At 44.8% G+C, this 25,475-nt stretch carries 13 protein-coding genes and 1 pseudogene; 12 read left to right on the top strand and 2 right to left on the bottom strand.

Annotated features, from left to right (window positions below; genetic code table 11):
* Nucleotides 1-47 precede the first annotated feature (47 nt).
* From RCO25_RS27210 to RCO25_RS27170, 9 genes are all read left to right on the top strand, one after another.
* On the top strand, nucleotides 48-1,850 hold the full coding sequence (locus tag RCO25_RS27210) for a sensor histidine kinase (RefSeq protein ID WP_308999218.1): 1,803 nt from the start codon (nucleotides 48-50) through the stop codon (nucleotides 1,848-1,850).
* Between the two features lie 3 nt (nucleotides 1,851-1,853).
* Nucleotides 1,854-2,657, top strand: coding sequence for a response regulator transcription factor (locus RCO25_RS27205; protein ID WP_308999217.1), 804 nt, complete (start codon nucleotides 1,854-1,856; stop codon nucleotides 2,655-2,657).
* A 52-nt stretch (nucleotides 2,658-2,709) separates the two neighbouring features.
* On the top strand, nucleotides 2,710-5,079 hold the full coding sequence (locus RCO25_RS27200) for an alpha-L-arabinofuranosidase C-terminal domain-containing protein (RefSeq protein WP_308999216.1): 2,370 nt from the start codon (nucleotides 2,710-2,712) through the stop codon (nucleotides 5,077-5,079).
* Nucleotides 5,080-5,413: 334 nt separating this feature from the next.
* Nucleotides 5,414-7,711 (top strand): AraC family transcriptional regulator, encoded by a 2,298-nt coding sequence (locus tag RCO25_RS27195; protein ID WP_308999215.1) that lies wholly within the window; start codon nucleotides 5,414-5,416, stop codon nucleotides 7,709-7,711.
* Nucleotides 7,712-7,878: 167 nt separating this feature from the next.
* The gene (locus tag RCO25_RS27190) at nucleotides 7,879-8,850 is read left to right on the top strand and encodes an ABC transporter permease (RefSeq protein ID WP_308999214.1); all 972 of its coding nucleotides are present in this window, start codon (nucleotides 7,879-7,881) and stop codon (nucleotides 8,848-8,850) included.
* A gap of 13 nt (nucleotides 8,851-8,863) precedes the next feature.
* Entirely contained in the window at nucleotides 8,864-9,763 is a 900-nt protein-coding gene (locus tag RCO25_RS27185; RefSeq protein WP_308999213.1) for a carbohydrate ABC transporter permease, read from the top strand.
* Nucleotides 9,764-9,822: 59 nt separating this feature from the next.
* Entirely contained in the window at nucleotides 9,823-11,478 is a 1,656-nt protein-coding gene (locus RCO25_RS27180) for a type 2 periplasmic-binding domain-containing protein (protein WP_308999212.1), read from the top strand.
* Between the two features lie 72 nt (nucleotides 11,479-11,550).
* The gene (locus RCO25_RS27175) at nucleotides 11,551-12,582 is read left to right on the top strand and encodes a glycoside hydrolase family 88/105 protein (RefSeq protein ID WP_308999211.1); all 1,032 of its coding nucleotides are present in this window, start codon (nucleotides 11,551-11,553) and stop codon (nucleotides 12,580-12,582) included.
* A 172-nt stretch (nucleotides 12,583-12,754) separates the two neighbouring features.
* Nucleotides 12,755-18,997 carry a rhamnogalacturonan lyase family protein gene (locus RCO25_RS27170; RefSeq protein WP_308999210.1) on the top strand — a complete coding sequence of 2,081 codons (6,243 nt, stop codon included), beginning with the start codon at nucleotides 12,755-12,757 and terminating at the stop codon, nucleotides 18,995-18,997.
* A gap of 155 nt (nucleotides 18,998-19,152) precedes the next feature.
* Here the strand turns inward: RCO25_RS27170 and RCO25_RS27165 are convergent.
* Nucleotides 19,153-19,314 (bottom strand): annotated as a pseudogene (locus RCO25_RS27165) (rhamnogalacturonan lyase B N-terminal domain-containing protein); the annotation flags it as partial.
* 142 nt (nucleotides 19,315-19,456) lie between these two features.
* Here RCO25_RS27165 and RCO25_RS34940 point away from each other — a divergent pair.
* Nucleotides 19,457-19,699 carry an alpha-L-rhamnosidase C-terminal domain-containing protein gene (locus tag RCO25_RS34940; protein WP_374992176.1) on the top strand — a complete coding sequence of 81 codons (243 nt, stop codon included), beginning with the start codon at nucleotides 19,457-19,459 and terminating at the stop codon, nucleotides 19,697-19,699.
* Nucleotides 19,700-20,063: 364 nt separating this feature from the next.
* Complete coding sequence (locus RCO25_RS27160; RefSeq protein WP_308999209.1) at nucleotides 20,064-22,037, top strand: alpha-L-rhamnosidase-related protein; 1,974 nt, start codon at nucleotides 20,064-20,066, stop codon at nucleotides 22,035-22,037.
* A gap of 261 nt (nucleotides 22,038-22,298) precedes the next feature.
* On the opposite strand, the gene RCO25_RS27155 is transcribed toward RCO25_RS27160, so the two are convergent.
* The gene (locus tag RCO25_RS27155) at nucleotides 22,299-23,153 is read right to left on the bottom strand and encodes an AraC family transcriptional regulator (protein WP_308999208.1); all 855 of its coding nucleotides are present in this window, start codon (nucleotides 23,151-23,153) and stop codon (nucleotides 22,299-22,301) included.
* Nucleotides 23,154-23,276: 123 nt separating this feature from the next.
* Between RCO25_RS27155 and RCO25_RS27150 the strand changes: the two genes are divergently transcribed.
* Nucleotides 23,277-25,214 (top strand): glycoside hydrolase family 127 protein, encoded by a 1,938-nt coding sequence (locus RCO25_RS27150; protein WP_308999207.1) that lies wholly within the window; start codon nucleotides 23,277-23,279, stop codon nucleotides 25,212-25,214.
* The last annotated feature ends 261 nt before the right edge of the window (nucleotides 25,215-25,475 follow it).

Genomic DNA, 25,475 nt, shown 5'->3' with positions numbered 1-25,475 from the left:
CTCCATTTTTGGTGATACTATGGAGTAAAAAGAAGAAGTGGTGCGGCATGTTAGAGTTAATTGCGAAAAAGTTGTACAGCTTTTTGCCAAAGACGAAGATCGTAAAGAAATTGTTTGTCGGATATCTGCTAATGGTGTTATTTCCTATCTTGATTTTTGCCTATTTTGCGTACAATCAGGCCCAAGAAAGGTTTCTTGATGAATATTTACGAAGCCGTCAGGAACTAATCGAGCAGGCTAGCAGTAATTTGAAGGTAGAAATGACCCAGATTGAATCCGTGTATCAATTATTTCAGTACAATCAGTACATTCTTGAGTACATGAGTGGTGATTACGATACTGAATTTCAGCATGTGTATAATTTGATTAAGTATATCCGACCGCTCTATTCCTTTGTATATTCGGGTAATGAACAGATAAAAGAAATTCGTATGTATAGTATGAATTCATCAGTCGATCCCTTGGAACCTGAAATTGGAAGGTTAGACGAACTAACCAGTCTTTACCCACTTTATGATCAAATTCAGGGATTGTCTCCAGGTAAAGGGATGTGGGTCTTTGAAAACAAAGAATCAGATCGAATTCCGCATTTAAGTTACTACCAAAAGGTCTATAACGAACAGTTTTCTAAACAGATCGGAATCATGAAAATTGAAGTTAGCGACGTTGCTATTAAGACAATGTTGGAGAAGGTTAAGACGAAACCAGATGACCGAGTAATCGTCATGTCGCTAGACAATAAGTTACTGTATGGTGAAGTAGTTGACTATTCTGATGAACTGGATGAAATAACTCAATCTGCAATTAATACATCAGATGGAGAGTCCAAACATTTTGTTTTGCGCGATTGGAAGGTTATTGGAAATACGGTGATTGTCGAACCCTTAGCTGTTAAAGTGATCTCATATACGAACGAGAGGGAAGTGTTCGTAAATATAAAAACAGAATTGAAGTGGGTAGCAGTTGTTGGACTTATTGGCTTGTTCATGTTATCTACTGTATATTATTGGATTGCCAGCTCGCTAACCAAACGCATAATAAAGCTTGCGAGACATATGCGTAGAGTGGGATCTAATAACCTGTCAGCGTATTCAGATAGTACAGATGATGATGGTGACGAGATAAACTATTTGACATCGTCTTATAATGCTATGCTCCAACGTATCGACGATTTGGTGAATAAGGTACACCGTGAGGAATTGCTGAGAAAGGAAGCCGACTATAAAGTACTAGAGGCACAAATACGACCTCATTTTTTATACAATACCCTTGAATCAATCAGGATGATGGCAGAAGTGAATGATGCTTTGGAGGTTGCTGATTTCACGCACTCGTTCGGCAAACTTATACGTTATAGCTTGTCTAATGATAGGAGTGAAACGACTCTTAAAGACGAACTTGAGCATGTGAAAAACTTTTTGCTTATTCACAAAAATCGTGTGGGTGAACGTTTACATTATGAAATTGATGTAGATGCGAAAATTGATCATTTCCCATGCCCGCGCTTTATTTTACAACCTTTAGTCGAGAATAGTATCGTTCATGGTCTAAGCAGGCTCCGATCGAACTGGGTGATTCGCATCCGGATATTTGAAGCAGAAGGTTATCTTAGAGTGGAGATCCAAGATAACGGAATTGGAATGGATGCGGACAGGTTTAGAATAATTCAAGGTGTATTACATGGAAACCTCGACAAAGAAAGTTTGCAGACAAAATCGAGCGGGCTAGGATTATACAATGTTCATGAGCGTATTAAAAGCTTCTATGGTAATAATTCAGGTTTAACCCTAAGTAATTGCTATCCAAAGGGTATGATTTGTATCATTCAAATGCACAAAGGGAGCGCTTGAATCATGCTAAATCTTTTAGTGGTGGATGATGAGCCGCTGATATTGGCAGGACTGCGAGCTATCATAATGAAGGCAGAAACAGGATTTCATCAAGTGGAGACTGCTAATGATGGAATTGAGGCACTGGAAATGCTTCGCTCATTTAAACCCCATTTGATCCTTACTGATATTCACATGCCTGAAATGACTGGTCTCGAATTAATTCATGAGGTGAAGAATAGAAAACTATGCGACCGATTTATCATTTTAACGGGATATGATGATTTTGGGTACGCAAGACAAGCACTACGGTACCAAGTGCTTGATTATTTACTTAAGCCGATTGATAAAGAAGAACTAATATCCTCACTGCTGAATGCTGCTCAATCAATTAGCCAGGAGCTTCAGAACAGTTTGAATCAAGATGCTACCTCTACGCAAGCAAATAATACGACGGCATTGAATCTGTTAGACGGCAAGTCACTATCAGACCAGATGAAAAGGATTATCGATCATATACATTCGAATTATAATCAAGACCTATCTTTAGAAAGTATAGCAGAGTACATCGGATTAACTGCCAGTTATGTGAGTACCTTATTCAAACGTGAAGTTGGGATCAACTTTATTCCCTATTTGCATTCGTGCCGTGTAGCTAAAGCGCAACAACTTATGAATGAGCAACCAAAACTAGCATTTGACAAAATTGCATCCCAAGTAGGGTATGATTCGCCGCGACACTTTTTCAAAGTTTTTAAGAAATACTCGGGGCTTACTCCTGGTCAATATCGAGAAACTGAATTCATTGAAGATCAAACAAAAGAATAATAGAACCTTCAGGCTTATAAATACTTTATCGCATACAAGGAGGCAGTAAGACATGATACAACCTAGGATCACAGTATCAGTTAATAAAAAAGAAAAAGCTTTGGGAGATTTATTTGGAATCTTCTTCGAAGATTTGAATCATGCAGCAGACGGAGGGCTTTACGCGGAATTAGTGCAGAATCGTTCGTTTGAGTTCGACTACACAGATAACAAGGAATACAACTCGCTTACGGCCTGGAACAAGGTTGAGAGGGGAGCTGCTCACGTTGAGATTCACGTTGAAACGGCCGAACCACTCAATAATAATAATCTGAATTATTTGGTTATGGAGGTCATGCTACCGGGTAAAGGCGCGGGAGTTCAAAATATAGGATATAATTCAGGCATTTCTTTAGTTGAGGGCGAAACCTATCGTTTTTCTTGTTTTTATCGGAGGATCAGCTCGTACTCGGCACCAATAGTTATCCGTCTGGAAAATGCGGAAGGTACAATCTGCTACGGTGAAGGAACATTTGAACCCGTACAGACAGAATGGACTAAAGTGGAATTGAAGATCATTTCCAAAGTAACGGACAAACATGCACGCTTGTCTCTTCTCGCCCAAGATAAAGTATCATTAGCGTTTGATATGGTTTCTTTATTCCCAAGTAATACGTTTATGGGGAGAAAGAATGGTATGCGTGCCGATATTGCACAGTTCATTGCAGACATGAAGCCACGTTTTATGCGCTTCCCTGGGGGTTGTCTTGCACATTACGGATCTACTAATCCGAATGATAGAAACAGTATGTATCGTTGGAAAAATACGCTCGGCCCGATAGAGTCGCGACCTACAAAAAGTAATATATGGAAGTATAACCAAACATTAGGTATCGGATATTTTGAGTACTTTCAATTTTGTGAAGATATTGGAGCTAAGCCCCTTCCAGTAATTGCTGCAGGTTACGACCCGCACACCAGACGTGCAGTCCCGTTGGACGAGATGGAGCCATGGATAGATGAAGCTTTGGATTTAATTGAATTCGCTAATGGGGATACCGGAACAGTTTGGGGGGCTATAAGGGCAGAAATGGGGCATCCTGAACCTTTTGGATTGGAGTATCTGGCTATTGGAAATGAGGAAGTTGGCGCGGAGTTTTTCGAGCGATTTGTAATTATTCATCACGCTGTTCGAGAAAAATATCCCGAAATTAAGTTAATAGGATCTGGCGGCCCTGGCGCAGCAGGAAGCGAATATAAACGTGGATGGGATTGTGCCTGCTCCCATGGAGTCGATTATGTTGATGAACATTATTATCAATCTCCTGAGTGGTTTATTGCAAATATGAATCGATATGACGGCTATCCTGCGGATGGTCCAAAAGTGTTTTTAGGCGAATATGCTTCCGGTGATGATACTTACAACAACGCAATTGTTGAAGCAGCTTATATGATCGGAATGGAGAAAGCGCCTGCTGCGGGTCTAGCCTGCTACGCTCCCATGTTATGTAATTCAGATTATGTAAATTGGAAGCCCAATTTAATTTGGTTTAATAATCATTCCGTTTATGGAACAGCCAGTTATTACGTTCAAAAGTTGTTTATGCAACATCAGGGAGATTCTTTACTTCACATTGAGGCGCAAAGATTACCACAACCTGAAATTATTTCAAAGCCAATCACGGGAGCAATATCCTTTGAAACGAAATTAGCAAATGTAGAAATAATCGATATACAGCTCAAAAACCTTGAAACAGGAGAAACTAGGCAATATGAGAGAAGAGTAATCACACCAGATCAAACATCGAGCTTTCTTGATACGATTGATTGGGATCATTACAGCCTTTCGTTCCGTGCAGCAAAATTAGATGAGAGTAGCGGGACCGATATTTCCGGCAGCCGCTCATTCGAGGTGAATTTCGGGAAAATTGATGAGAATAACAAACTAGCATGGAAGATGGACTGGTGGATGAACTTGTCTAATGTTTGCTGTACCTCGGAGGGAAGAAACTCTGAATTAATTAATTATGTATTTAACCCGCAAGCAAAGCAGGAGTATGACTATCGTCTCGAGGTGAAAGGACGTGAGCTAAGAACCTTCATAGACGATGTACTTTATGCAGAAACAGAGGATAAACTTCCCATTCCAGAGGAACTCTACTACTCAGCGTCTATAGACGAGCAAGTGGGAGATGTTATCTTGAAGGTAGTTAACTTAAAAGAATACGACGTTAATGCAGAGGTAGTTTTTGATGGAGAGGCACAGACCGAGCGTAATGTAACGGTATTTACACTCTCAGATCATTTAGATGAGGACAGAAACAGTTTTGAAGAACCTAATAAAGTAATACCAAAACAAATGAATATGGTATGGGATATGAATCATAGATCCTACAATTTCCCAAAAAGATCATTGACGATTTTTCGATTCTTAGTCAACTAAATATTTGGTTTTATGATTTTAAAGTAACAGGCTGACTCCGACATACGATTGGAATTGGCCTGTTTGTCTTTGACAGTGAATGAGATGAAAGTGGTGCCTTGGGGCTATTTACGGAAGTAGAAGTAATAAAGATCAAGTAAATAATCGAAAGAAAAAGGTAGCCTCGGACTCGAAAATGGGAGTCGGAATTGGTGTGGCATTAATGATAGTGTAATTGGCATAGCCATTGGTGTCGCTTTGGGAGCCGGTTTCTGTTGAACCGGCTTTGTTTGGCGCTGTACGCCATAAATGTTGAGTGATCCGATTGTCATTAGTAATTAAATGGGGGAAGCAAATGAAAAGAATACCGATGATGTTACAACTAGCATTGATTCTGTTTTTCGTCATGGCTATTCCGACTGCTATCCTGACCTGGTATAGCGGGGCGCAGATTTTGTGGAGTTCGGAGACAGCAATAGGAGAATCTGCATTAGCTGGAGTAGATGCAAACCGAAAACTTAACGAGAACTCACTCGATAATCTGGCACAGAATACTGTTCGTCTGGCAGCCACGAACATTTTTGACCGTATCCGTCGTTTTGACACTTACGATGAAATCAATGCTAATTATATCAATATTAGCAGTGCGTTGTCTGTACAAAGGGAAATGCTGAACTTGAACCATTTTATTGATGGGGTGTACTCTTCGTATTTCTACCTAAATGATTCGGATTACGTAATCTCAACCGACGGAGGCATCTCGAAGTTGGAACGATATGAGTCTATTGAATGGATGAAAGATGTACTTTCTGAACGCAGCGGAATCACCGGCGTCTGGTTTCCCCGTAAACTGAATTCGGGGGTTAGCGTTGTTTCGTACGTATTGCCTCTCAACCGTCTGACGACTACGACACGCGGAATAATTGTCGTCAATTTGAAAGAAAGTGAAATCGGAAGCTACTTGAAAACGACAGAACCTGGTGTGCGTGGATATTTTCTTCTGTCATCAGATGGCAAAGTTATTTCTTCCAACGACAAATCAGTACTGTTTACTGACGGCGGGAAGCAACCATTTATCGAGAATATCGCAAGTAGCGGATTAAAGGAGGGATACGCTTTTCATGAGCTTAACGGAGAACGCTTGCTGTACACGTGGTCCCGATCTAAAACATTCGGATGGCTAAATGTAAAATTTAGTTCGGTGGATCCGTTAATGACGAAAACGCACACTTTACAGCGCAACATTCTTTTTCTCACCATCTTGATTATCTTTGTGGGGATATTTCTTGCTATCTTTCTGGCGACTTGGCTGTCCAAACCTGCGAGAGAGCTTGTTCGGATTATCCGCTCTCGAAACAATCTAGGAATGAAAGACAGGAATGAATTGGCTTTTCTTGATGCGGCTTTTAAGAGGATGCAGGATGAGGAAGAAGGGCTTCACAAGCTTTTGAAGGAACGGGAAAAGGACAGCCAAAACCTCGCGATTCATCAATTGCTTCGTGGTGAGGACCTGGAGAAGAGCGAAGCAATGTATCCGGCGCATTATTATCGCGTAGCTATCGTCTCAATTGATCGTTATAGACAATATATGAATCAGACGAATCCTGAAACACGCAGTTATCACCGATACCTTCTTATTTCGCAGTGCGAAAGCCTTTTCATGGAAGGAATTAATACAAGAAGCGTTTATCAAGGTGAAGGTTGCTTCGCCATCATCATAAATTTCGAGATAAATGATGAGGAAGACCAAGAAAGAGGTATCCGCCAAACACTACTTTCGATCCGTGAGCAAGCGGCGAAGTTGCTAGGACATTCTGTCACCATCGGTGTCAGCGGTTTAACAGAGTCGGCGGAATCAATCTCGGACAGGCTGGTTGAAGCGATGGAAGTCATTAAGCACCGCATGATTGTAGGCAGCGGCGGCATTACGTACTGGAAGGAAGAAGAGGTTCACAGCCAGAAATATATTGATCCTATCAGGAGTGAGAGACGAATTCTCAACTACCTGGACGCAGGCGATCTTAACGGGATTTATAAGGAACTGGAGGACATTCGGGCCGAAATCCAGTCCGTCGAATACATTTCTTACGACAACATCTTATTCATATACAATCATTTGACTGGAGCTACAATCAAACATCTTCGCGAGAATCATGTCAGTGCTGCGCGTATCTTCGCGAATCGAGGCAACATATATTCGACCCTAACATCCATAGACACGCTTGACGAACTAGAGAACTATCTTCGGAATATTTACGGTGAGATTGTTCAGCATCTTGCGCGGAAATCCGGCGAAACGAATTATGGTGAGCGGATCATTCGGCATTTGGAGGAGCATTATCGTGAAGAGATTGTGTTCGAAGATATGGCCAAAGAGATTGGCATCAGTTATTCCTACATGCGAAAGATCGTTTACGAGTTAACGGGCAAGAGCCTTATCGACTACCTCAATCAACTGCGGATAGAAAAAGCAAAGGGGTTGCTAGTTGAAAAGAATTTAACAATTGTGCAAATCGCTGAAGAAGTTGGATACTACAATGTTCAGAGCTTCAAACGGTTTTTTCGCAAATACGAAGGCATGCCGCCAAACAGCTATAGGGGTGTGAGACGGTCATCACAGGGGGTCATTGTTGGGAATGGGGATCAGAAATGATCATAAAAGCCCTATAGATTTCAATAGAATTGCTATTTTTATCAAAAGTGAACCTGAGCATCAATACTCATCCTTTTCCAAGCGAAAGAGATGAGGGTAAGATGAGTCTCAAGCTCGCTGATGGCGAACTGGTAATTGATCGATGACGTTGAGGAGGAGGTGAAACTTTGAAAGTTGCAAGCGCTTCACAAATAAATGAAAACGCTATTTTGAAAAAAGAGAAGAAAACGGGCCGCCATGGAATGTTCTACTACTTAAGGCGTGATTGGCAGCTATACTTGCTGCTAACGTTTCCATTAGCTTCAGTATTGGTGTTCAAGTATGCACCTTTATTTGGCCTTTTAATGGCATTTAAGAATTATAAGATTGCAAAGGGATTCTGGGCCAGCGACTGGGTAGGCTTCCAAGTGTTCCAGGAAATCTTCTCCAAACCCGATTTCGCCCGAGCGGTCCGCAATACGCTCATGCTTAATAGTCTCGATATCATATTCAGCTTTACCGCGCCGATCATACTTGCTTTATTGCTGAATGAGATCAAAGGTATTAAGTTTAAGCGGGTAAACCAGACTCTGCTTTACTTGCCGCATTTTATGTCCTGGGTCATTATCGGTGCACTCGCTTACCAGCTTTTAAGCGTAGGGAATGGAGTCGTCAATAATCTGATTGAATTAATGGGTGGAGATCGTATTCCGTTTCTTCAAGAGGATGGAAACTGGCTGATCAGCTACCTAGCTATTGGTGTCTGGCAAAGCATGGGTTGGGGAACCATTATCTATCTGGCTTCCATCAGCGGGATAAATCCGGAGATGTACGAAGCGGCTACCGTCGATGGCGCGGGTCGTTGGCGCAAGGTATGGAACGTCACACTTCCTTCGATACGGGTGACAATCGTGACGCTTCTAATCATGAATCTGGGTCATATTATGGCGGGATCGTTCGAGCGTGTGGCTGCCTTGCAGAACAAGGTGACCACAGAGTTTACCACCACGATTCCGGTTCTGGTGTTCCGTTGGGGCATCGAGAGCGGGAACTTCAGCCGCGCAACCGCTTTAGGACTGTTTCAAGCCGTCATCGGTCTTGTTCTTGTGCTCACAGCTGACCGAATTGCTAAAAAGCTAGGCGAAGACGGATTGATCTAGAAAGGAGGCAACCATGAAAGTTTCTACCGGCACACTTGCCGCACCACGCAGAAAGCCCATGGATATCTGGGATGTGCTGATTCGCCTCGTTGTGATCATTACTTCACTGGCCTGCTTGCTGCCGTTCGTTCATGTCGTGGCGAAGTCTTTTAGTACGGATGCTTATGTTATTGCGAACAAAGTATTTCTAATACCGAGGGGGTTTAGCATAGAGGCTTATAAGAAAATTCTCGCTGACCAAAGTATTTTGCATTCCCTATATATCTCGGTTCTCATTACAGTCCTATTTTCCGTCTTGGGCATGATCATTACGATTTGCGCTGCTTATCCTCTCTCGAGACAGCAGTTGAAGGGGCGCAAGGCGCTGACTGTTATCTTTTTGTTTACCATGTATTTTAGCGGCGGCATCATTCCCGATTATCTGATGATCAGCAATCTAGGCTTGCTAGACACGATATGGTCGCTCATTCTTCCTGCATCATTTAGTGCCTTTAATCTGCTGATCATGAAGACGGCGATCTCAAGCAGTATTCCAACTAGTCTGGAGGAATCGGCTCGAATCGACGGTGCGGGACATTTTCGTATTCTGCTTAATATCGTGCTCCCGTTGTCCAAACCGATCATTGCGACACTGTCTCTCTTCTACGCGGTCGGAAGGTGGAATGCCTATCAGGACGCTTTATTTTACATCAAGCAAAATATCGATCTAAGGCCGCTACAATTGAAGCTGTATTATCTGATTATACAATCTAGTGAAAGCTTTCAGTTAGAAATGACGCAGGTTCAGCTCAGCAATCCAGAAGTATTAAAAGCATCCTGCATCGTTTTTGCGACCGTTCCGATTCTTTGTATTTATCCCTTCATCCAGAAGTATTTCGTTCAAGGTGTTATGCTCGGAGCAGTCAAAGAGTAAGTACGTTTCGGCCGTTGGCCATCAAAGATTCGAAAATTCTAATTCGGGGGGAAAAGCAAATGTATAAAAAGAGACTTGTGTCGTTAGCCTTGGCTGCCGTCATGACAGTAGGAATGTTGGCCGGTTGTACAAATGGCAATAATAACGAGCCGACAAATTTGGAGCCTAGCGGCAATTCTGCTTCACCATCAGCATCCGCAAACGAAAGCACCAATGCGAAATATCCGGATTATTCGAAAGGATTCACGGAAAAAGTTTCTCTTGAAATTCCGGTATATGAACGTGCTTTCGAAGGTTGGAACGTTATTGATAACTACTATACTCGTTATATTCAAAAAGAATTCGGAGATAAGAACAACATTGATGTGAAGTTCGTACCGATCACACGCAGTGCCGAAGTGAGAGATTACGAGCAGCTGCTTGCTTCCGGTAAAGCTCCTGATATCATTTTCCATTATGACATGCCTCAGGCAGTTTCCTATTACGGGGAAGGTGTCATGCAGCCGCTGGATTGGGACGAGATGGCAAACTACGCTCCTACGTATTGGGAGAATATGAGTGAAACCATAAAACAATACGGAACGATCGATGACAAAAATGTGTTCTTCTTTGCCTCGCGTCCGAACGTGAATAACTTCGTTAGCATTATTCGTAAAGACTGGGTTGAGAAAGTTGGCATGAAGGTAGAAGACTTGACCTCCCTCGAGAAGTATAACGAGATGCTGGTGAAGTGGAAGGAAACTGGTCTGGGTGTAGCCGGAGTAGGGTTGATTAAAGATGTATTCAATTACAGTTATGCATTCCGCGATTGGCCGGTAGATCCGAAATATCGCGCACTCTACTCTGATATCGGTGTTGCTGATTTCACAACGGCTGATACTGAACGTTTCCTGAAGAACATGAACTACCAAGTCAATAACGGATTGATTGATAAGGAATTCTATTTGCGTGACGATGGTAACAAAAACAAAGCAGAGTTCGTTGCAGGCCACACCGGAACGTATGGCGAGTACTTTGCAAGCAATTCAGATGTAATCGCTGCCACCTTGAAGAACAACCCTGAAGCGCAATTCGCTGTACTGCCTCCGACAGCTCTTGTACCAGAAGGACGTGTACCGCAAGGACGCGCCGATTGGCCGTTTGGTTTCATCATGGGAATCAATCACAAAGCAACTGCTGAAGAACGTGCCGCAGTATGGATGTATCTTGAGTGGATGAGCCAGCCTGATAATCTATTCCTTCTGCAGAACGGTGTTGAAGGTCAGAACTATACGCTTGATTCGGACGGATTAGCCGTGAAGAATCCGGATTTCAAAGGTGAGTCTGTATTGGCCCAAAACAATAATAAAGATTATTGGGGGCTGGTCACTGAGGCTCCGCAATACGCAACTCCTGAGTTGGCACGAAAAGCTTATATCCGTAACTGGGCTCCGGCTGGCTATGAATATCTGATTGAGGATTCGCTGAACTACGCTGACAAGTATAGGGAATATTCGATGCCTGATACCTTGTTTACTATCGTGCTGAATAAGGTTAACGAAAACAAGGCCGATCTTAATAACCTATTCCAAGAGCTGTATTTGAAAATCGTCATTGGTACTGAAGACAAGTTTGATGAAGCTTATGCAGCAGCTAAGAAGCAATACCTCGAAGCAGGTTATCAAGAAATTCTTGATGAGAAGCAGGCTGCAATTGATGCCGGTAATTTCAAATAAGAGACTGATACAATCGCAGAACAATGAAGCCCCTGCAATATGCCGGGGCTTCATACATGGAGGTAAAGATATATGAAGTTGCAAACAACAACGGAAGAATTGAAACGAATTATTGCTATTACAGCAGATTATACGCTGGGTATGGATCTAACCTGGGATTGGCCAGGCGGCGTCGCATATTATGGCGTCAGTCGAGCTTTCGAAGCCACTGGTAATCAAATATATCTGGAACGTATGGCGCAGTGGTGCGAGGAATACATCGATGTAGGTCTGCCTGTCTGGACAGTCAATACCTGTGCCATGGGTCATATGCTGATCACACTCTATGAAGAAACAAAGGATCAGAAGTATCTTAATCTTATTTTGAGCAAGGTAGACTACCTGGAGAATAACGCTCTCCGCTTTGGTGATCGGGTTCTTCAGCATACGGTGTCGGCTAATAATGATTTTCCGGAGCAATGCTGGGCGGATACGCTGTTTATGGCTGCTTATTTCATGCTCCGCGTTGGCGTTATGCTAGGAGAGAAAAGCCTGATAGACGATGCGCTGCATCAATTTGAACGGCACATCCATTATTTGCAGAACGAGGACACCGGACTCTGGTACCACGGTTACAACAACATCATGAAGGACCATATGTCAGGTATTTACTGGGCTCGGGCAAATGCCTGGGCGGCTTATACGATGTCCCGTGCAGCAAGAGGAGTGCCGGAAGGCTATCTATATCCTCAAATGATGCATATTTGGAGTTCATTACGTGACCAGCTTGCTGCAATCAAGCATTTACAAAAAAAGGACGGACTATGGGGTACAGTTCTCGATTACCCGGAAGCTTATGGCGAAGTATCTGCGACGGCAGGCATTGCTGCTGCAATGATCAATCAAAACAATTCATTGCATACCAAATTTGTACAACGGGCTTTGGATGGCGTGCTTGCTAATATCACAAGTAACGGACGAGTCTTGAACGTATCTGGTGGAACGGCCGTGATGAACGATATCCAAGGCTATCTCGGCATTGACAGGAAGTGGGCACAGGGCTGGGGACAAGGCTTAGCGCTTGCATTTTTAGCATCTTTAATCGAGATGGTGGAGGAACAGTAGGAAGAGTAGGTAGAGTAGGTAGCTAAGAAATGAAAGCGGTAACATGAAAGGGGGTGATTCCTAATACTCGTTTTGCACCAAGAATCAGCAGAAGGGAGAAATGAGATAACATAGATGAAATTTAATGAATCTCTTACTCCTAATAACTTATTTTTCAAGGAGGTTGAAGTAAGTGACAGATCGAAAGAGAAAAAATCATTTAAGTAAGAGAATCATTCCAATGATATTGTCATTGGCTGTGGTTGCTGGGAGTTTTTCAACAGGATTTGGGGGATACGCTCACGCTTCTACTGATACGTTAACTGTCCCAGAGAGTGGCTTAATTGCAGACTATTCGTTTACCGAAGCTCCGGAGGACGGAATTACAATAGTGAACCATGCGGCCGGTGTTGGTGCAGTCGGAAGTGCTGTTGTTCAGAACGAATCGACAGCAAAGTGGGAGGATAACGCCCTTGTATTCTCAGGGGTAGGGACTTCTGTTAGTAGCCCAACGGGGACGTGGGTGTCCTTGCCTAACAATATCCTGAGCGGAAAGACTTCGGCAACGGTGAGTATTGAAGTCAAGCCAAGCACCGCGATTATTACGAAGAACCATTTCCTGTGGAGCATCGGTAACACGGGAACAGATACGTATTGGTTTGCAAACACACGCTCTCCTCGCTCGTCTATCAAGTATGGCGGTACAGAGAAGACGGCGGCTTCCACTACGCAACTGAAAGCGGACCGTTGGTACAGCATCACCTCTGTCATTGATGCGAATGCGAAGACCATTTCATTTTACGTTGACGGGGTAAAGGTTGGCGAAAAATCGGATACTGGCATGTCGCTCTTACAGGTAACGGATCAATTGCGGAACACGATTGGTCGTGCGCCATTCAATGATCCGATGTTCGAAGGTGCGGTATCGACGTTTCGTATTTATGACCGTGCTTTGAGCGTTGATGAAGTCAAAACCATCTCCGTAGAAGACGCTAAGCTTCATGTGGGAACAACGGCTGCGCCTACAGGCCTTGCCGTAAGCAATATCGGGGTGTCGGCTACTGGGGATTCGGCAACTGTATCACTGCAATGGGACGCGGTAAAGGACGCAACTAGATATAACGTGTATCGGAAAACAGCAGACGAAGATACCTATGAGCTCCTGCAGCGAGTGGCAGGGACATCCTTTACCGACGAGACCGCAATACCTTCAACAAATTATGAATATAAAGTGACTACTCTAAGCAATAGACAGGCGGAGTCTAGCACAGGTACGTCTGTAACCGCTGCAGTACAGCTTCCGTCGGATCCACCAGCGGCGCCTTCCGGCCTGTCCATTACAAAAGTGGTGAAGGATAGCGTTGGCTTACAGTGGGATAGTGCAGTGGGCAGCGCACTATACGTCATCCTTCGATCTAATGCAGCTGATGGAACTTTTAGCGAAATTGGTCGTTCGAATACGACAACTTATACAGATACAACCGCTAACACATCAACTGTATACTTCTACCAAGTGAAAGGCCTGAATTATAAGGGCCTATCTGATGGATCGAATGTAGTAGATAGTACCATATACACACCGCCACAGCCTCTGCCTGAAGGCTTACCGATTAAGTTTGATTTCGGTCCTGGAGTTGTTGAAGAAGGATACTTCGGTGTCCAAGAGCCAGTAGCGTACACGCCGGAGCTGAAGTACGGTTTTGACGATCCGACCCTTGTGGCTTCGGGAGATGATGGAATCACCAATGCGATTAAATCTGACTATCTAATGTCTGTAGGTACGATATTTAATGTTGATCTGCCGAATGGCGATTATGCGGTGATGGTTACTGCAGGCGACGCTAATGAAGCTACGGAGACTGCAGTTACCGTCGAAGGGATGGTCGCCACCAAGATCGCGCTAACTGCAAAGCAGCCCGGCGAGTATCTGGAACAGTCGTTTGAGGTCGCATTGGTGGACGGACAGCTCAATTTCTCATTCACAGGTGCTGCGCCTAAAATTAACGCGATCGTCATTTCGAAGCTTCCGGAAAGAACGGTTGGTCAAGCTCCTACCGTCTATATTACTGGGGATTCGACCGCTCAAACCTATGACCCCTACTGGAAGCCGCAAGCAGGCTGGGGACAAATGATTCCCCGTTATTTCACCAGCGAAGTTACTTTTAGCAATCAATCGATAGGTGGTCGAAGCTCGAAATCATTTTTACTCGAAGGGCGCCTCGACACTATTTTACGTACGATTAAACCAGATGATTATCTCTTGATTCAGTTTGGTCATAATGACGCTACGTATACTGTCCCGGAACGATATGCGTCTCCGGCTGATTACAAGAAATACTTAAAGACATACATTGATGGTGCCCGTCAGCGTGGAGCAACGCCAGTGCTAATTACACCTGTCGGCAGACGGGACTATAATCCTGAAACAGGTATCTTCAACGTCAGCTTCCCTGAATATGTAGCCGCAATGAAGGAAGTTGCAGAGGAAACAGGAACTAAACTTGTCGATCTTAATACGCTCAGTCGCGAGTACTATGACTCTATTGGGCCAGAAGGAACCTTGTCAGTATTCCTTTATACCAATCCCGGCGTCTATGAGGGGTTTCCGAATGGTTCAGTAGACAATACTCACTTTCAGGAATACGGAGCTATCCAGATCGCAAGATTACTGTCAGGAGGGATTAAAGAACACAATATTCCGTTATCCTCTTATGTTAAGGATGTAGAGCTTCCAGCCGAGGCGCCTACCAAGCCGCTTGGTTTCACGGCCAGCAGCGTGAGTAATTCTGGAGCAGTGCTGAATTGGAAAGCCGTGCAAGGAGCTGATCTCTATAAAATTTATGATAAGTCAACTGGTGCTACGGAGTATAAACTTATCGGAACTGCAACCATACCAAGCATCATTATTAATGGATTGGCTGCAGGCCAAACCTATGAGTTGATTGTTACCGCCGTCAATGGTAGAGGGGAATCTGTGCATTCGGATGTTGTAAGGATTACGACGAAGCAAGCTTTATACAAATTCGATTTTGGTCCGACTGCTGCTTCAGTTATGGCGGGATATTACGGAGTGAGTGAATCTACAGCTTATACACAGGAACTTGGTTACGGAATTACGAACGCAACTGGTATGCTCTCACGCGACCGCGGATATGCGATTGCAGACCCTACTACAATCCCGCTCTTTGACATGTTTAAAGACTGGGTTGGAGGCAGTGCATGGCAGTTCAATGTGGATCTACCGAGCGGTTTGTACTCCGTGAAGATTAATTCCGGAGATTACACTGGTAAGATAAGTACTAATGTAACCATCGAGGGTACTGCTTTCGGCGGAGTTGCAGGAAATAAAGCGATAGGTGAAAAAACCATACCGCAAGTAGTCGTTGCAGATGGGCAGATGACATTTAGCTTTGACGGAAGCCTTAATGGTATCGAGATTACACCGATTCTGTTGGCGCCGACAGGTCTGAAGCTCGACGAGATCAACACGGACCCAGATCAACCTTCAGTTTCGCTTTCGTGGACAGGTGTCGATGATGCGTACAAGTATAATGTTTACCGGAAAGTTGTTGGTACAGACAAATTCGTTCTTCTTGGAAATGTGACAACAACTGAATATGTGGACGATAGAGCGGATCTCGGCCTGGAATATATTTATCAGGTAACTGCTGTAGATATTGCGAATGCAGAGACGGGAGCAGTGGGATCGGTTTCGGTATCTTTAGTCGATCCGAACGTAGCGATTCCGAATGCGCCGAGTAATCTTCAATATGGCGAAGTGAACAAGAACGACTTGTCTATTACTTGGGACGCGAGCACTGGGGCTATACTCTACTACATCTACCGCTCGGATAAGTCAAACGGTACCTTCGATCTGATCGGGAGGACGCAAGATACGAGCTATACCGACACGACAGTGTTAACGACAATACCGTATTTTTATAAGGTTTCAGCAGTAAGCGCAGGCGGCATATCGATTCAGTCAGAAAAGCTGGCTACGCCTGCGGTAACAGTGTTATACCGACAGGCCGAATATTTAGATCGCGCGCTTATCGCTGTCAAACGAGCCGATAGCATGTATGTTGGATGGAGAATGCTAGGAAATGATCCTTCTGATATCGCCTTTAATCTCTACCGTGACGGAGTCAAGGTCAATGCGAAACCGATAAGAGGGGCGACGAATTTACTAGACGCAGCAGGTACGGAAGCCTCCGTGTACGTTTTAAAAATAGTCGCTGCAAATGGGAAAGAAACCTTAGCAGCGAAAGAAACGACGGTTTGGAACAAAAATTACTTACCCGTGCCACTTCAAAAGCCTGAAGGTGGCGTTACTCCAACAGGCGAAGCCTACACTTATCTTGCTAACGATACGAGTGTTGGCGATCTGGACGGTGATGGCACCTATGAACTAGTCGTTAAATGGGAACCGTCCAACGCACGCGACAACTCGCAAGGCGGTTATACCGGTAAAGTTTACATTGATGCCTACAAGCTGGATGGCACAAGATTGTGGCGAATTGATATGGGCAAGAACATTCGTGCAGGCGCGCATTACACACAATTCATTGTCTTTGACCTTGATGGCAACGGCAAGGCGGAAGTAGCACTCAAGACGGCTGACGGAACAGTGGACGGTACGGGAGCCTCTATCGGAGACCCAGTAATCGATCATCGGAACAGTGGTGGTTACGTCCTGCAAGGGCCAGAGTATCTGACAGTCTTCGACGGGATGACGGGCAAAGCAATTACAACAACCGACTACGCCCCCCCGCGCGGCGTTGTCGCCGATTGGGGAGACGGCTACGGCAACCGGGTTGACCGGTTCCTGGCGGCTGTTGCTTATCTGGATGGCGAGCATCCGAGCTTGATTTTCAGCAGGGGTTACTATTCGAGAACGGTTATCGTTGCATACGATTATAAGAATGGTCAATTGGTAGAACGTTGGAAGTTCGATACAAACGATGAGGAGATTGGTCTATCCTACGAAGGGCAAGGTAATCATAATCTGTCTGTAGGTGACGTTGACGGAGACGGCAAGGACGAGATCACGTTTGGAGCGATGGCGATTGACGACAATGGAAAGCCGCTCTATAACACTCAGCTTGAGCATGGTGACGCAATGCATTTGGGCGATCTGGATCCGAGCCGCCTAGGGCTTGAAGTGTTCGGCGTGCATGAACATGGTGCAGTGCCGTATGGTATGGATTTCAGAGATGCAGAAACAGGCGAGATTATTTGGGGCGTTAAGACGGGGATCGATACCGGTCGGGGATTGAGTGCTGACATTGACCCTAATTATCTTGGTGAAGAGGCATGGTCTGCAACCATCTTGGATGGGAATAATAATCCGGTGACAGGGCTGTACAGCGCGAAGGGCGAACTGATTACGACGAGAATTCCTTCCTCCACGAACTTTGCTATCTGGTGGGACGGAGATTTGAGTCGCGAGTTACTCAACCACCAATGGAATCAAGCAATTGGCGCGGGACCTGGTACGATCGACAAATGGGATTACGAGAATGGTACGACCATCAACCTGGTGAAGGCAGAGGGGACACTGTCCAACAACTACACGAAAGGTACACCAAATCTGCAGGCAGACCTGTTTGGTGACTGGCGTGAGGAAGTCATCTGGCGGAGCGCAGACAACTCCGAGCTGCGGATCTATACGATGACCGACGTAACAGAGACGCGTCTACGTACGTTGATGCACGATCCTGTTTACCGTCTCGGCGTTGCTTGGCAGAACGTCGGTTATAACCAGCCTCCGCATACAGGCTTCTACCTCGGTACCGGCATGGAGGAGCCTCCTGCACCAAAAATTCAAATTGCAGGTACGCACTCTTTGCCACTGGCAGAAGGTGCACCTGGCAAACCGGTTCTGTCTGATAATAATGGCTATGATACAGGATTAAAAGACGGGGACTATTCCATCACAATGAATATGTGGTGGGGAAATAATGGAACGAAATTCAAGCTTTACGAGAACGGGGTACTCGTAAATGCCGTGAGTCTGATCGACGCATCGCCTGCCGCTCAATCGGTGAAGACAGATTTCAGCGGAAAGAAAAATGGTACCTATGTTTATACATGCGAACTGATCAATTCTTTTGGTACAACCAAATGTGACTCTATTACCGTGAACGTAACGGACGCTTCTCCGGGCAAAGCGGTATTATCCCATGATAACTGGGATAAGGATGGAAGCTACAAGGTCACGATGAATTTATGGTGGGGGACCAATGCAACCCAATATAAACTTTACGAGGATGGAACACTTGTAGATTCACAATCGCTTGTTGCTCATTCGCCAGGCGCCCAATCCGCTGTATCCAATATTATCGGTAAAAGTGCGGGCACCTATAAGTATCAAGCGGTATTAAGCAATGAAGCAGGAGAGACAACGACATCAATAATAACAGTTATTGTTAAGTAGTAGTTGTCTCAATGAAGAGAAGATGAACGTAAAGCAAAGCAGCCATTCCTATAATGGCTGCTTTGTAATTACTCATAGCTCTGAAAGGATAGAACAGAGAAAAGTAAGAGGGTGGGGATATAACGAATAATAAGCTGGAGGGATATAATATATTCCTAATAATTGGAGGAAGAAGTATAAGGTCTTTGTAGCCCTAGGCGCATCGGTTCGGTCTTGGCGTGTCCGAAATACATATAAATATAAAGCTCTGCATCCTGGGTCTGAATATCCTGGAAGAATGGGCATCCCGAGCTTTTCTCTCGGTTACCGTAAACCGTAAATACGACAACGCCGCCAACTCTTCCGGAATATTGGAATTACCAAGAATTATGACTAGGTACCATGGTCCGTTCCAGAAACCACGCGATGATAGGGCACGTAAAGTAATGGTTGACATCTTATGTTCTAGGCATCAGGCCAATGGAACCGGGATATCGAAATTTGATTATTGAGCCTTCGTTAACAAACCTCATCAAAACAGCAAAAGGAAGCGTATGGAGTCCTTATGGCCTTATTCACGTGCATTACCATCGAGATGACGCTGGCATTACGTTAGAGGCTCAGATCCCTGTAGGAGCGACTGCCGACATCAGCCTTCTACTATTTCCCTCGGGGCGGCTAGACATGGACTGCTTGTCGTATACCATTCATAAAGACGAATGAAAGTGCTGGAATCAAGTTGCAGGATCGGGAAATTTCAGATTTTCCATAAGAACGGATGGGCTAGTAACAAATAGCATGTAATCATGTAACGCTCGAGGACTTGGAGAATCTGAAAAACCTGTCGGAGAGGACGGTCAAAGCTTCGCAAATTCTCGTAGGCGGTCTTCCGGTATTAATAACCTATCCGTTCCTACAGCGGTATTTCGTGAAAGGTATGGTTATCAGTAGCGTTAAGGGGTAGTAATGGGACAAAACCTTCTGATAGGGGGATCGATGTTTCGCTCTACGGCCTATAACAAGGTTTGATAATATAAACTCGTACAGCCTCCGCTCTTAGCAGGAGCTATGAAAGGATGAGATTGACTTGAATAAAAAGCCTATGTGGATATGGTATCCTGGTGATTTCGAGATATACCATCATTTGCTGTTGAACACCCGGCGGGAAGAACGCAATCATTACTGGCCGGCTTTTTGGCGTCTGGACGACTGCTATCATAATGTGCGTTTCCGCAAAGAGGTATGCTGCGACGCTCCTGAAGAAATGACCGTCTATGCCCGTGGTATCGGGCATGTTATGGTCGATGGACATAAGCACCCCTTTCGGCAACCGATTATCCTTTCAGCTGGCAACCATGAGATTGTTATTAGTATTGCTCGTACGGACGGACTACCTTGCGTCTATGTGGACGGGGAACGGAGTGTCAGCGACTCGTCTTGGGAGGCAAATGATTTCAGCTTCGAATGGCTTCCTGCAGGCTCCAACGGGCTGTATATGAACAGAGAAGACGACCCTAACATTTTTGCGTTTCAATATAAGGTATTGAAGCCTTTATCGGTAGAAGCCGGACAGGACGGCATTCTGTACGACTTCGGGCAAGAAACATTTGCTGCATTATCGTTCAAGCATATTCAGGCACCTAACGGTATTCAGTTATTTTACGGTGAATCGATTGATGAAGCATTGGATACGGAGCACAGTATTCTCATTGATACCGTTCCGGCCGGAAGCGATACGTATCGATGTCCTCCACGGGCATTTCGTTATTTATTCGTTCAGGGGGTAGGGACAGAGCAATTCATGCTGACTGCCTTGTACGAGTTTTTGCCGTTTGACCGAAGAGGAAGCTTTACTTGTTCGAATGAAATGATCAATCGGATTTGGGATATGGCCGAATATACGTTTCATTTGAACAGCAGGGAGTTTTTCTTGGACGGGATCAAACGAGATCGATGGGTATGGTCGGGTGACGCGTATCAAAGCTACTTGATCAACAACTACCTTTATTTCGATGCGGATATTACGAAGCGAACGATTATCGCATTGCGCGGTAAGGATCCTATCGTTAAGCATATCAACACGATTCTTGATTACTCCTTCTTCTGGATCATGAGTATAGATGCGTATTATCAAGCGACGAAGGATATGGACTTTATTACATTTATCTATCCACGGATGAAATCGATGATGGATTATTGTATCTCGCTTGCGGATGACGACGGATTTATTCGAGGTAGAGAGGGAGATTGGGTATTCATCGATTGGGCGGAAATCGACAAAATCGGTGCCGTGAGCGCCGAACAAATACTCTTTGCGGAAAGCCTGAAGGCGACATGGGCATGCGGCGAGCTGCTTGGGAATGGCGAAGAGCGTTATATTAAACGGTATGACCAGTTAAAGGAACAGATTAAAGCGTCGTTCTGGGACGAAGAACGAGGAGCGTATATAGATAGCTTCGAATCCGGTAATCGCAATATTACTCGTCATACCAATATTTTTGCGCTGCTTTGGGGATATGCGGATACGGAGCAGCGGGAGAGCATAATCGCGAACGTGCTTCTAAACGACGCCGTGCCTCAGATCAGCACGCCTTACTTTAAGTTTTACGAGCTGGAGGTAATGTGCAATATCGGCCGATTGGGTGATGTCACCGATCAAATACAGGACTATTGGGGTGGCATGCTGCAATTGGGAGCGACAACCTTCTGGGAGGAGTACAACCCTGCGGTAACCGACCTTGAACGATACGGCATGTACGGCGACCGCTACGGCAAAAGCTTATGCCATGCATGGGGAGCGAGTCCGATCTATTTGCTGGGGCGGTATTATCTTGGCGTGTACTCCACCTCGGCCGGATACGATACATTCGTCGTGGAACCTCGGCTTGGCGGATTAGAATGGATGAAAGGAACGGTCCCGGTAAACGGGGGAACCGTATCCGTAGAACTGACACAGCAATCTCTCGAGGTTGTCACTGATCAATCGGGCGGAACGGTACGTATTCTTGGGAGGGAGTATCCTCTCATGAAAGATATTCCTTTCATAATGAATTTGATGTAACGCCTTTTACGGATTGGGTATGGTTACACTAAAAGCTACAGGTTTTAGGACAGGACTCTCCACTCCTATCTATACTTTTGCATTCTTCTTGAGTGCAAGCCACCCTTATAGGTGGTTTTTTTTATTTCTTTTGAATTAATATTGTGTCAGTGAAAGCAAATCTGACAGTAAGCATTTTGTGAGTTGGTAAGTGATTAAATCATTCCACAAAAACTAGAAAAAGAACTTATCTTAGTTATGAATAGAGACTTACTCGAAAGGTTATTTCAAAAACTGTTTACGAAACCGGATAGGAGATAGACCCACGCTACGCTTAAAGCAGGCTGAGAAGTAGGGGGCGTAGCGGAAACCGACTTCTTCGGCAATACGGTCGATCGGCCATTCCGTAGTGATAAGTAGGCGTTTAGCACGCTCCAATCGGAACTCGTGTAGATATTCATTAGGTGTAAGTTCATACTTTGTCTTCATACACCGAACAATATAATTCGGATGAAAATGCAGAGCAGAAGCTAGAGTTTCATTGGTGATCTTTTCTTTATAATTTTTCTGAATGTATGCTGCAGCTCGTTCCGCCAAGCGGGCCGCCACTGAACCTGAACCGTTCGATCCTCCTTTTTCCAGCATGGCGAGCAACTCGGCTAGCAAGCGCTGCTCCTCCCAGAAAGAGTTGTTGATCGGTAGCACCAGCAATTGCTTTATCTTATCGAAGAACACCTCGGGATTGGATAGTTGTGAATGTTTAGGGAGTCGAAGCCCGTAAGGATTGCCGAACGGCCGCGATGTATAGAGTATTCCTTTTTGATTGTTTTTCGGGTGATTTTCCTGTTGTTTCGAATGCTCAAAGTGAACCCAGTAAAAAACGGTTTCCTGCGAGCAGGGACTCACCGAGTAATGCTCTTCTTCCGGCAACAGCAGTAGTGTATCTCCTCTCGTCAGCTTCCATTGCTGACCATTTTCTCCTATGTGCAGTTCTCCCTTTACCACGATCAACAGATCGTAAATGCCAAGATTTTTTCTTTTTGGGTGATGATCTCCTATCTTGAATTCTGAACAACCGGATCCTAGATAATAGGGAATCGGCGGTGTTTTTAGTTCAACGATTAGCTCTTCGATCAAACCTTCATCTCTCCATTCTGTGTTATTTTTTATAAAAAAAAGGTTAGTTTATTTCTATTTCACCAGATAATTAAAGCATATAATTGAAATCGTTAAGAGTCAAATTCTATAGGAGGAATCAAAATGCAGAAAACGCAAGTTGACATTCAAGATAACTTCTGGCAAGACTATTCGGGTCTAATTCGAAATACAGTCATCCCTTATCAATGGGAAGCACTTAACGATAGGATAGAAGGAGCAGCGCCTAGTTATGCGATTCGTAACTTCAGAATTGCAGCAGGCTTGGAAGAAGGTGAGTTTGGGGGCTGGATCTTTCAAGACAGTGACCTCTACAAATGGTTGGAGGCGGTTGCATTTTCTCTAAGACATCATCCAGATCTTGAGCTGGAGAAAATCGCCGACAGTGCTATTGATCTAATCGGACAAGCACAGCATGAAAACGGCTACTTGAATACTTACTATACGGTTAAGGAACCAGGAAAACAGTGGACAAATCTTCACGAAGCCCACGAGCTTTATTGTGCAGGTCATTTGATTGAAGCTGCGGTCGCTTATTCTCAGGCTACAGGAAAGAGCAAGTTGCTGGACATTGCTCTCCGTTTCACTGATCTCATTGAGCGTTTGTTTGGAACACAACCAGATCAAATTCGTGGATATTGCGGGCATCAAGAGATTGAACTGGCGTTGGTCAAGCTATATGAAGTTACAGGAGAAGATCGCTTTTTAAAATTGAGCCGTTATTTCATTGACGAGCGGGGGAGCAAACCAAGCTATTTTATTGAGGAATGGGAACGCCGAGGCAAGACAAGTATTTGGTCAGAAGGAACACCTAATCTAGAAGTGTATCAATGTCATCTGCCAGTACGTGAGCAATCAGTAGCCGTGGGTCATTCTGTTAGGGCTGTCTATATGTATACGGCAATGGCTGATCTGGCGCGGCTAACCGATGACAACGAGCTGCGTAAAGCTTGTGAGCGCTTATGGGACAATACGACACGAAAGCAGATGTATATCACAGGCGGAATAGGGGCGACTCATCTTGGAGAAGCTTTCTCGTTCGATTACGATCTGCCTAATGATACCGTGTATGCAGAGACATGTGCCTCAATCGGTTTGATCTTCTGGGCACGCCGGATGCTGCAGCTAGAAGCCAAAAGCGAGTACGCCGATGTGATGGAGAGAGCACTATATAACAATGTGCTGGGCAGTATGTCCAAGGACGGCAAACATTTCTTTTATGTAAACCCGTTAGAAGTTTGGCCGGAGGCAAGCTCCAAAAATCCCGATAAGTTTCACGTGAAGCCGGTGCGTCAACCATGGTTTGGCTGCTCCTGTTGCCCGCCTAACGTAGCACGACTTCTCAGTTCACTTAGCGATTATATTTACGACGTAACCAATGATGGAAGTAAAGTATACACTCACCTATTTATTGGTAGTCAAATTGGTTTTGAGTCTGGTGGGTGCCGGGTGATGTTGCGACAACGCTCCGAACTGCCATGGAACGGCAAGATCGAATTTGCCATATCGCTATCTGGCGATGCTGACAGCGCCGCATTTGAACTTGCGCTGCGAATACCGAACTGGTTCCAAGATGGACGTCCTATATTGAAAGTGAACGGAACCAACCTAAATTACCATGTGGAAAATGGATATGCGAAAGTTGAACGAAGCTGGTCGGATGGTGATACGCTTGCTTGGATGCTGCCGCTGGAGACGAAACTTATTGCCGCCAACCCGCAAATCAGGGCAGATGCCGGCAAGGCTGCCATCCAACGCGGTCCTTTCGTATACTGCGTCGAAGAAGCGGATAATGGTTTGCCAATTGCTTCACTATCATTAGCCGGGGAGCCGAAACTGACGGAGCGTACAGATGCCGACCTGTTAGGCGGGTGCATTGTTGTGGAAGGTGACGGGCAGATGGTGGACGAATCTGCGTGGAAGGAGAGTCAACCGTACCAGCCGCTCCGTAAGCTGACTAGACCTGTTCGTTTCAAGGCTATCCCTTATTATTTATGGGGAAATCGCAAAGCGGGCGAAATGAATGTTTGGTTGCGTTACTGATGAAAGATTTTCGAATCGTTAGGTTGTTTCAGTAGCGTTGCATAAACGCTAACATGGATATTTATCTGAATTATCTGAAAATAAATACTCGTAGACAAAGGCTAAAAACTCAAGGGGCCTTTAGCTCAGGTAGCTAGTGTCAATTTGGTATTTAAATCCATTTCAAGGGTTTGTTTCTAGCTTTGGAACGCGATTACGACGGGTGTCTGCTTTTTCTGTCGGCCTTTGGATGTCCGGCTCGGCTTTCGGTTCATTGCAGCT

Source organism: Paenibacillus sp. LHD-38, assembly GCF_031157315.1.
Lineage (GTDB): Bacteria > Bacillota > Bacilli > Paenibacillales > Paenibacillaceae > Pristimantibacillus.
Note: the sequence above shows the minus strand (reverse complement) of the source record. Positions and strands in the feature narration are given on the sequence as shown.

Coding starts and splice junctions, on each gene's coding strand:
- RCO25_RS27210 (WP_308999218.1), top strand. CDS start 48: ATGTTAGAGTTAATTGCGAAAAAGTTGTACAGCTTTTTGCCAAAGACG.
- RCO25_RS27205 (WP_308999217.1), top strand. CDS start 1,854: ATGCTAAATCTTTTAGTGGTGGATGATGAGCCGCTGATATTGGCAGGA.
- RCO25_RS27200 (WP_308999216.1), top strand. CDS start 2,710: ATGATACAACCTAGGATCACAGTATCAGTTAATAAAAAAGAAAAAGCT.
- RCO25_RS27195 (WP_308999215.1), top strand. CDS start 5,414: ATGAAAAGAATACCGATGATGTTACAACTAGCATTGATTCTGTTTTTC.
- RCO25_RS27185 (WP_308999213.1), top strand. CDS start 8,864: ATGAAAGTTTCTACCGGCACACTTGCCGCACCACGCAGAAAGCCCATG.
- RCO25_RS27180 (WP_308999212.1), top strand. CDS start 9,823: ATGTATAAAAAGAGACTTGTGTCGTTAGCCTTGGCTGCCGTCATGACA.
- RCO25_RS27175 (WP_308999211.1), top strand. CDS start 11,551: ATGAAGTTGCAAACAACAACGGAAGAATTGAAACGAATTATTGCTATT.
- RCO25_RS34940 (WP_374992176.1), top strand. CDS start 19,457: ATGGAACCGGGATATCGAAATTTGATTATTGAGCCTTCGTTAACAAAC.
- RCO25_RS27150 (WP_308999207.1), top strand. CDS start 23,277: ATGCAGAAAACGCAAGTTGACATTCAAGATAACTTCTGGCAAGACTAT.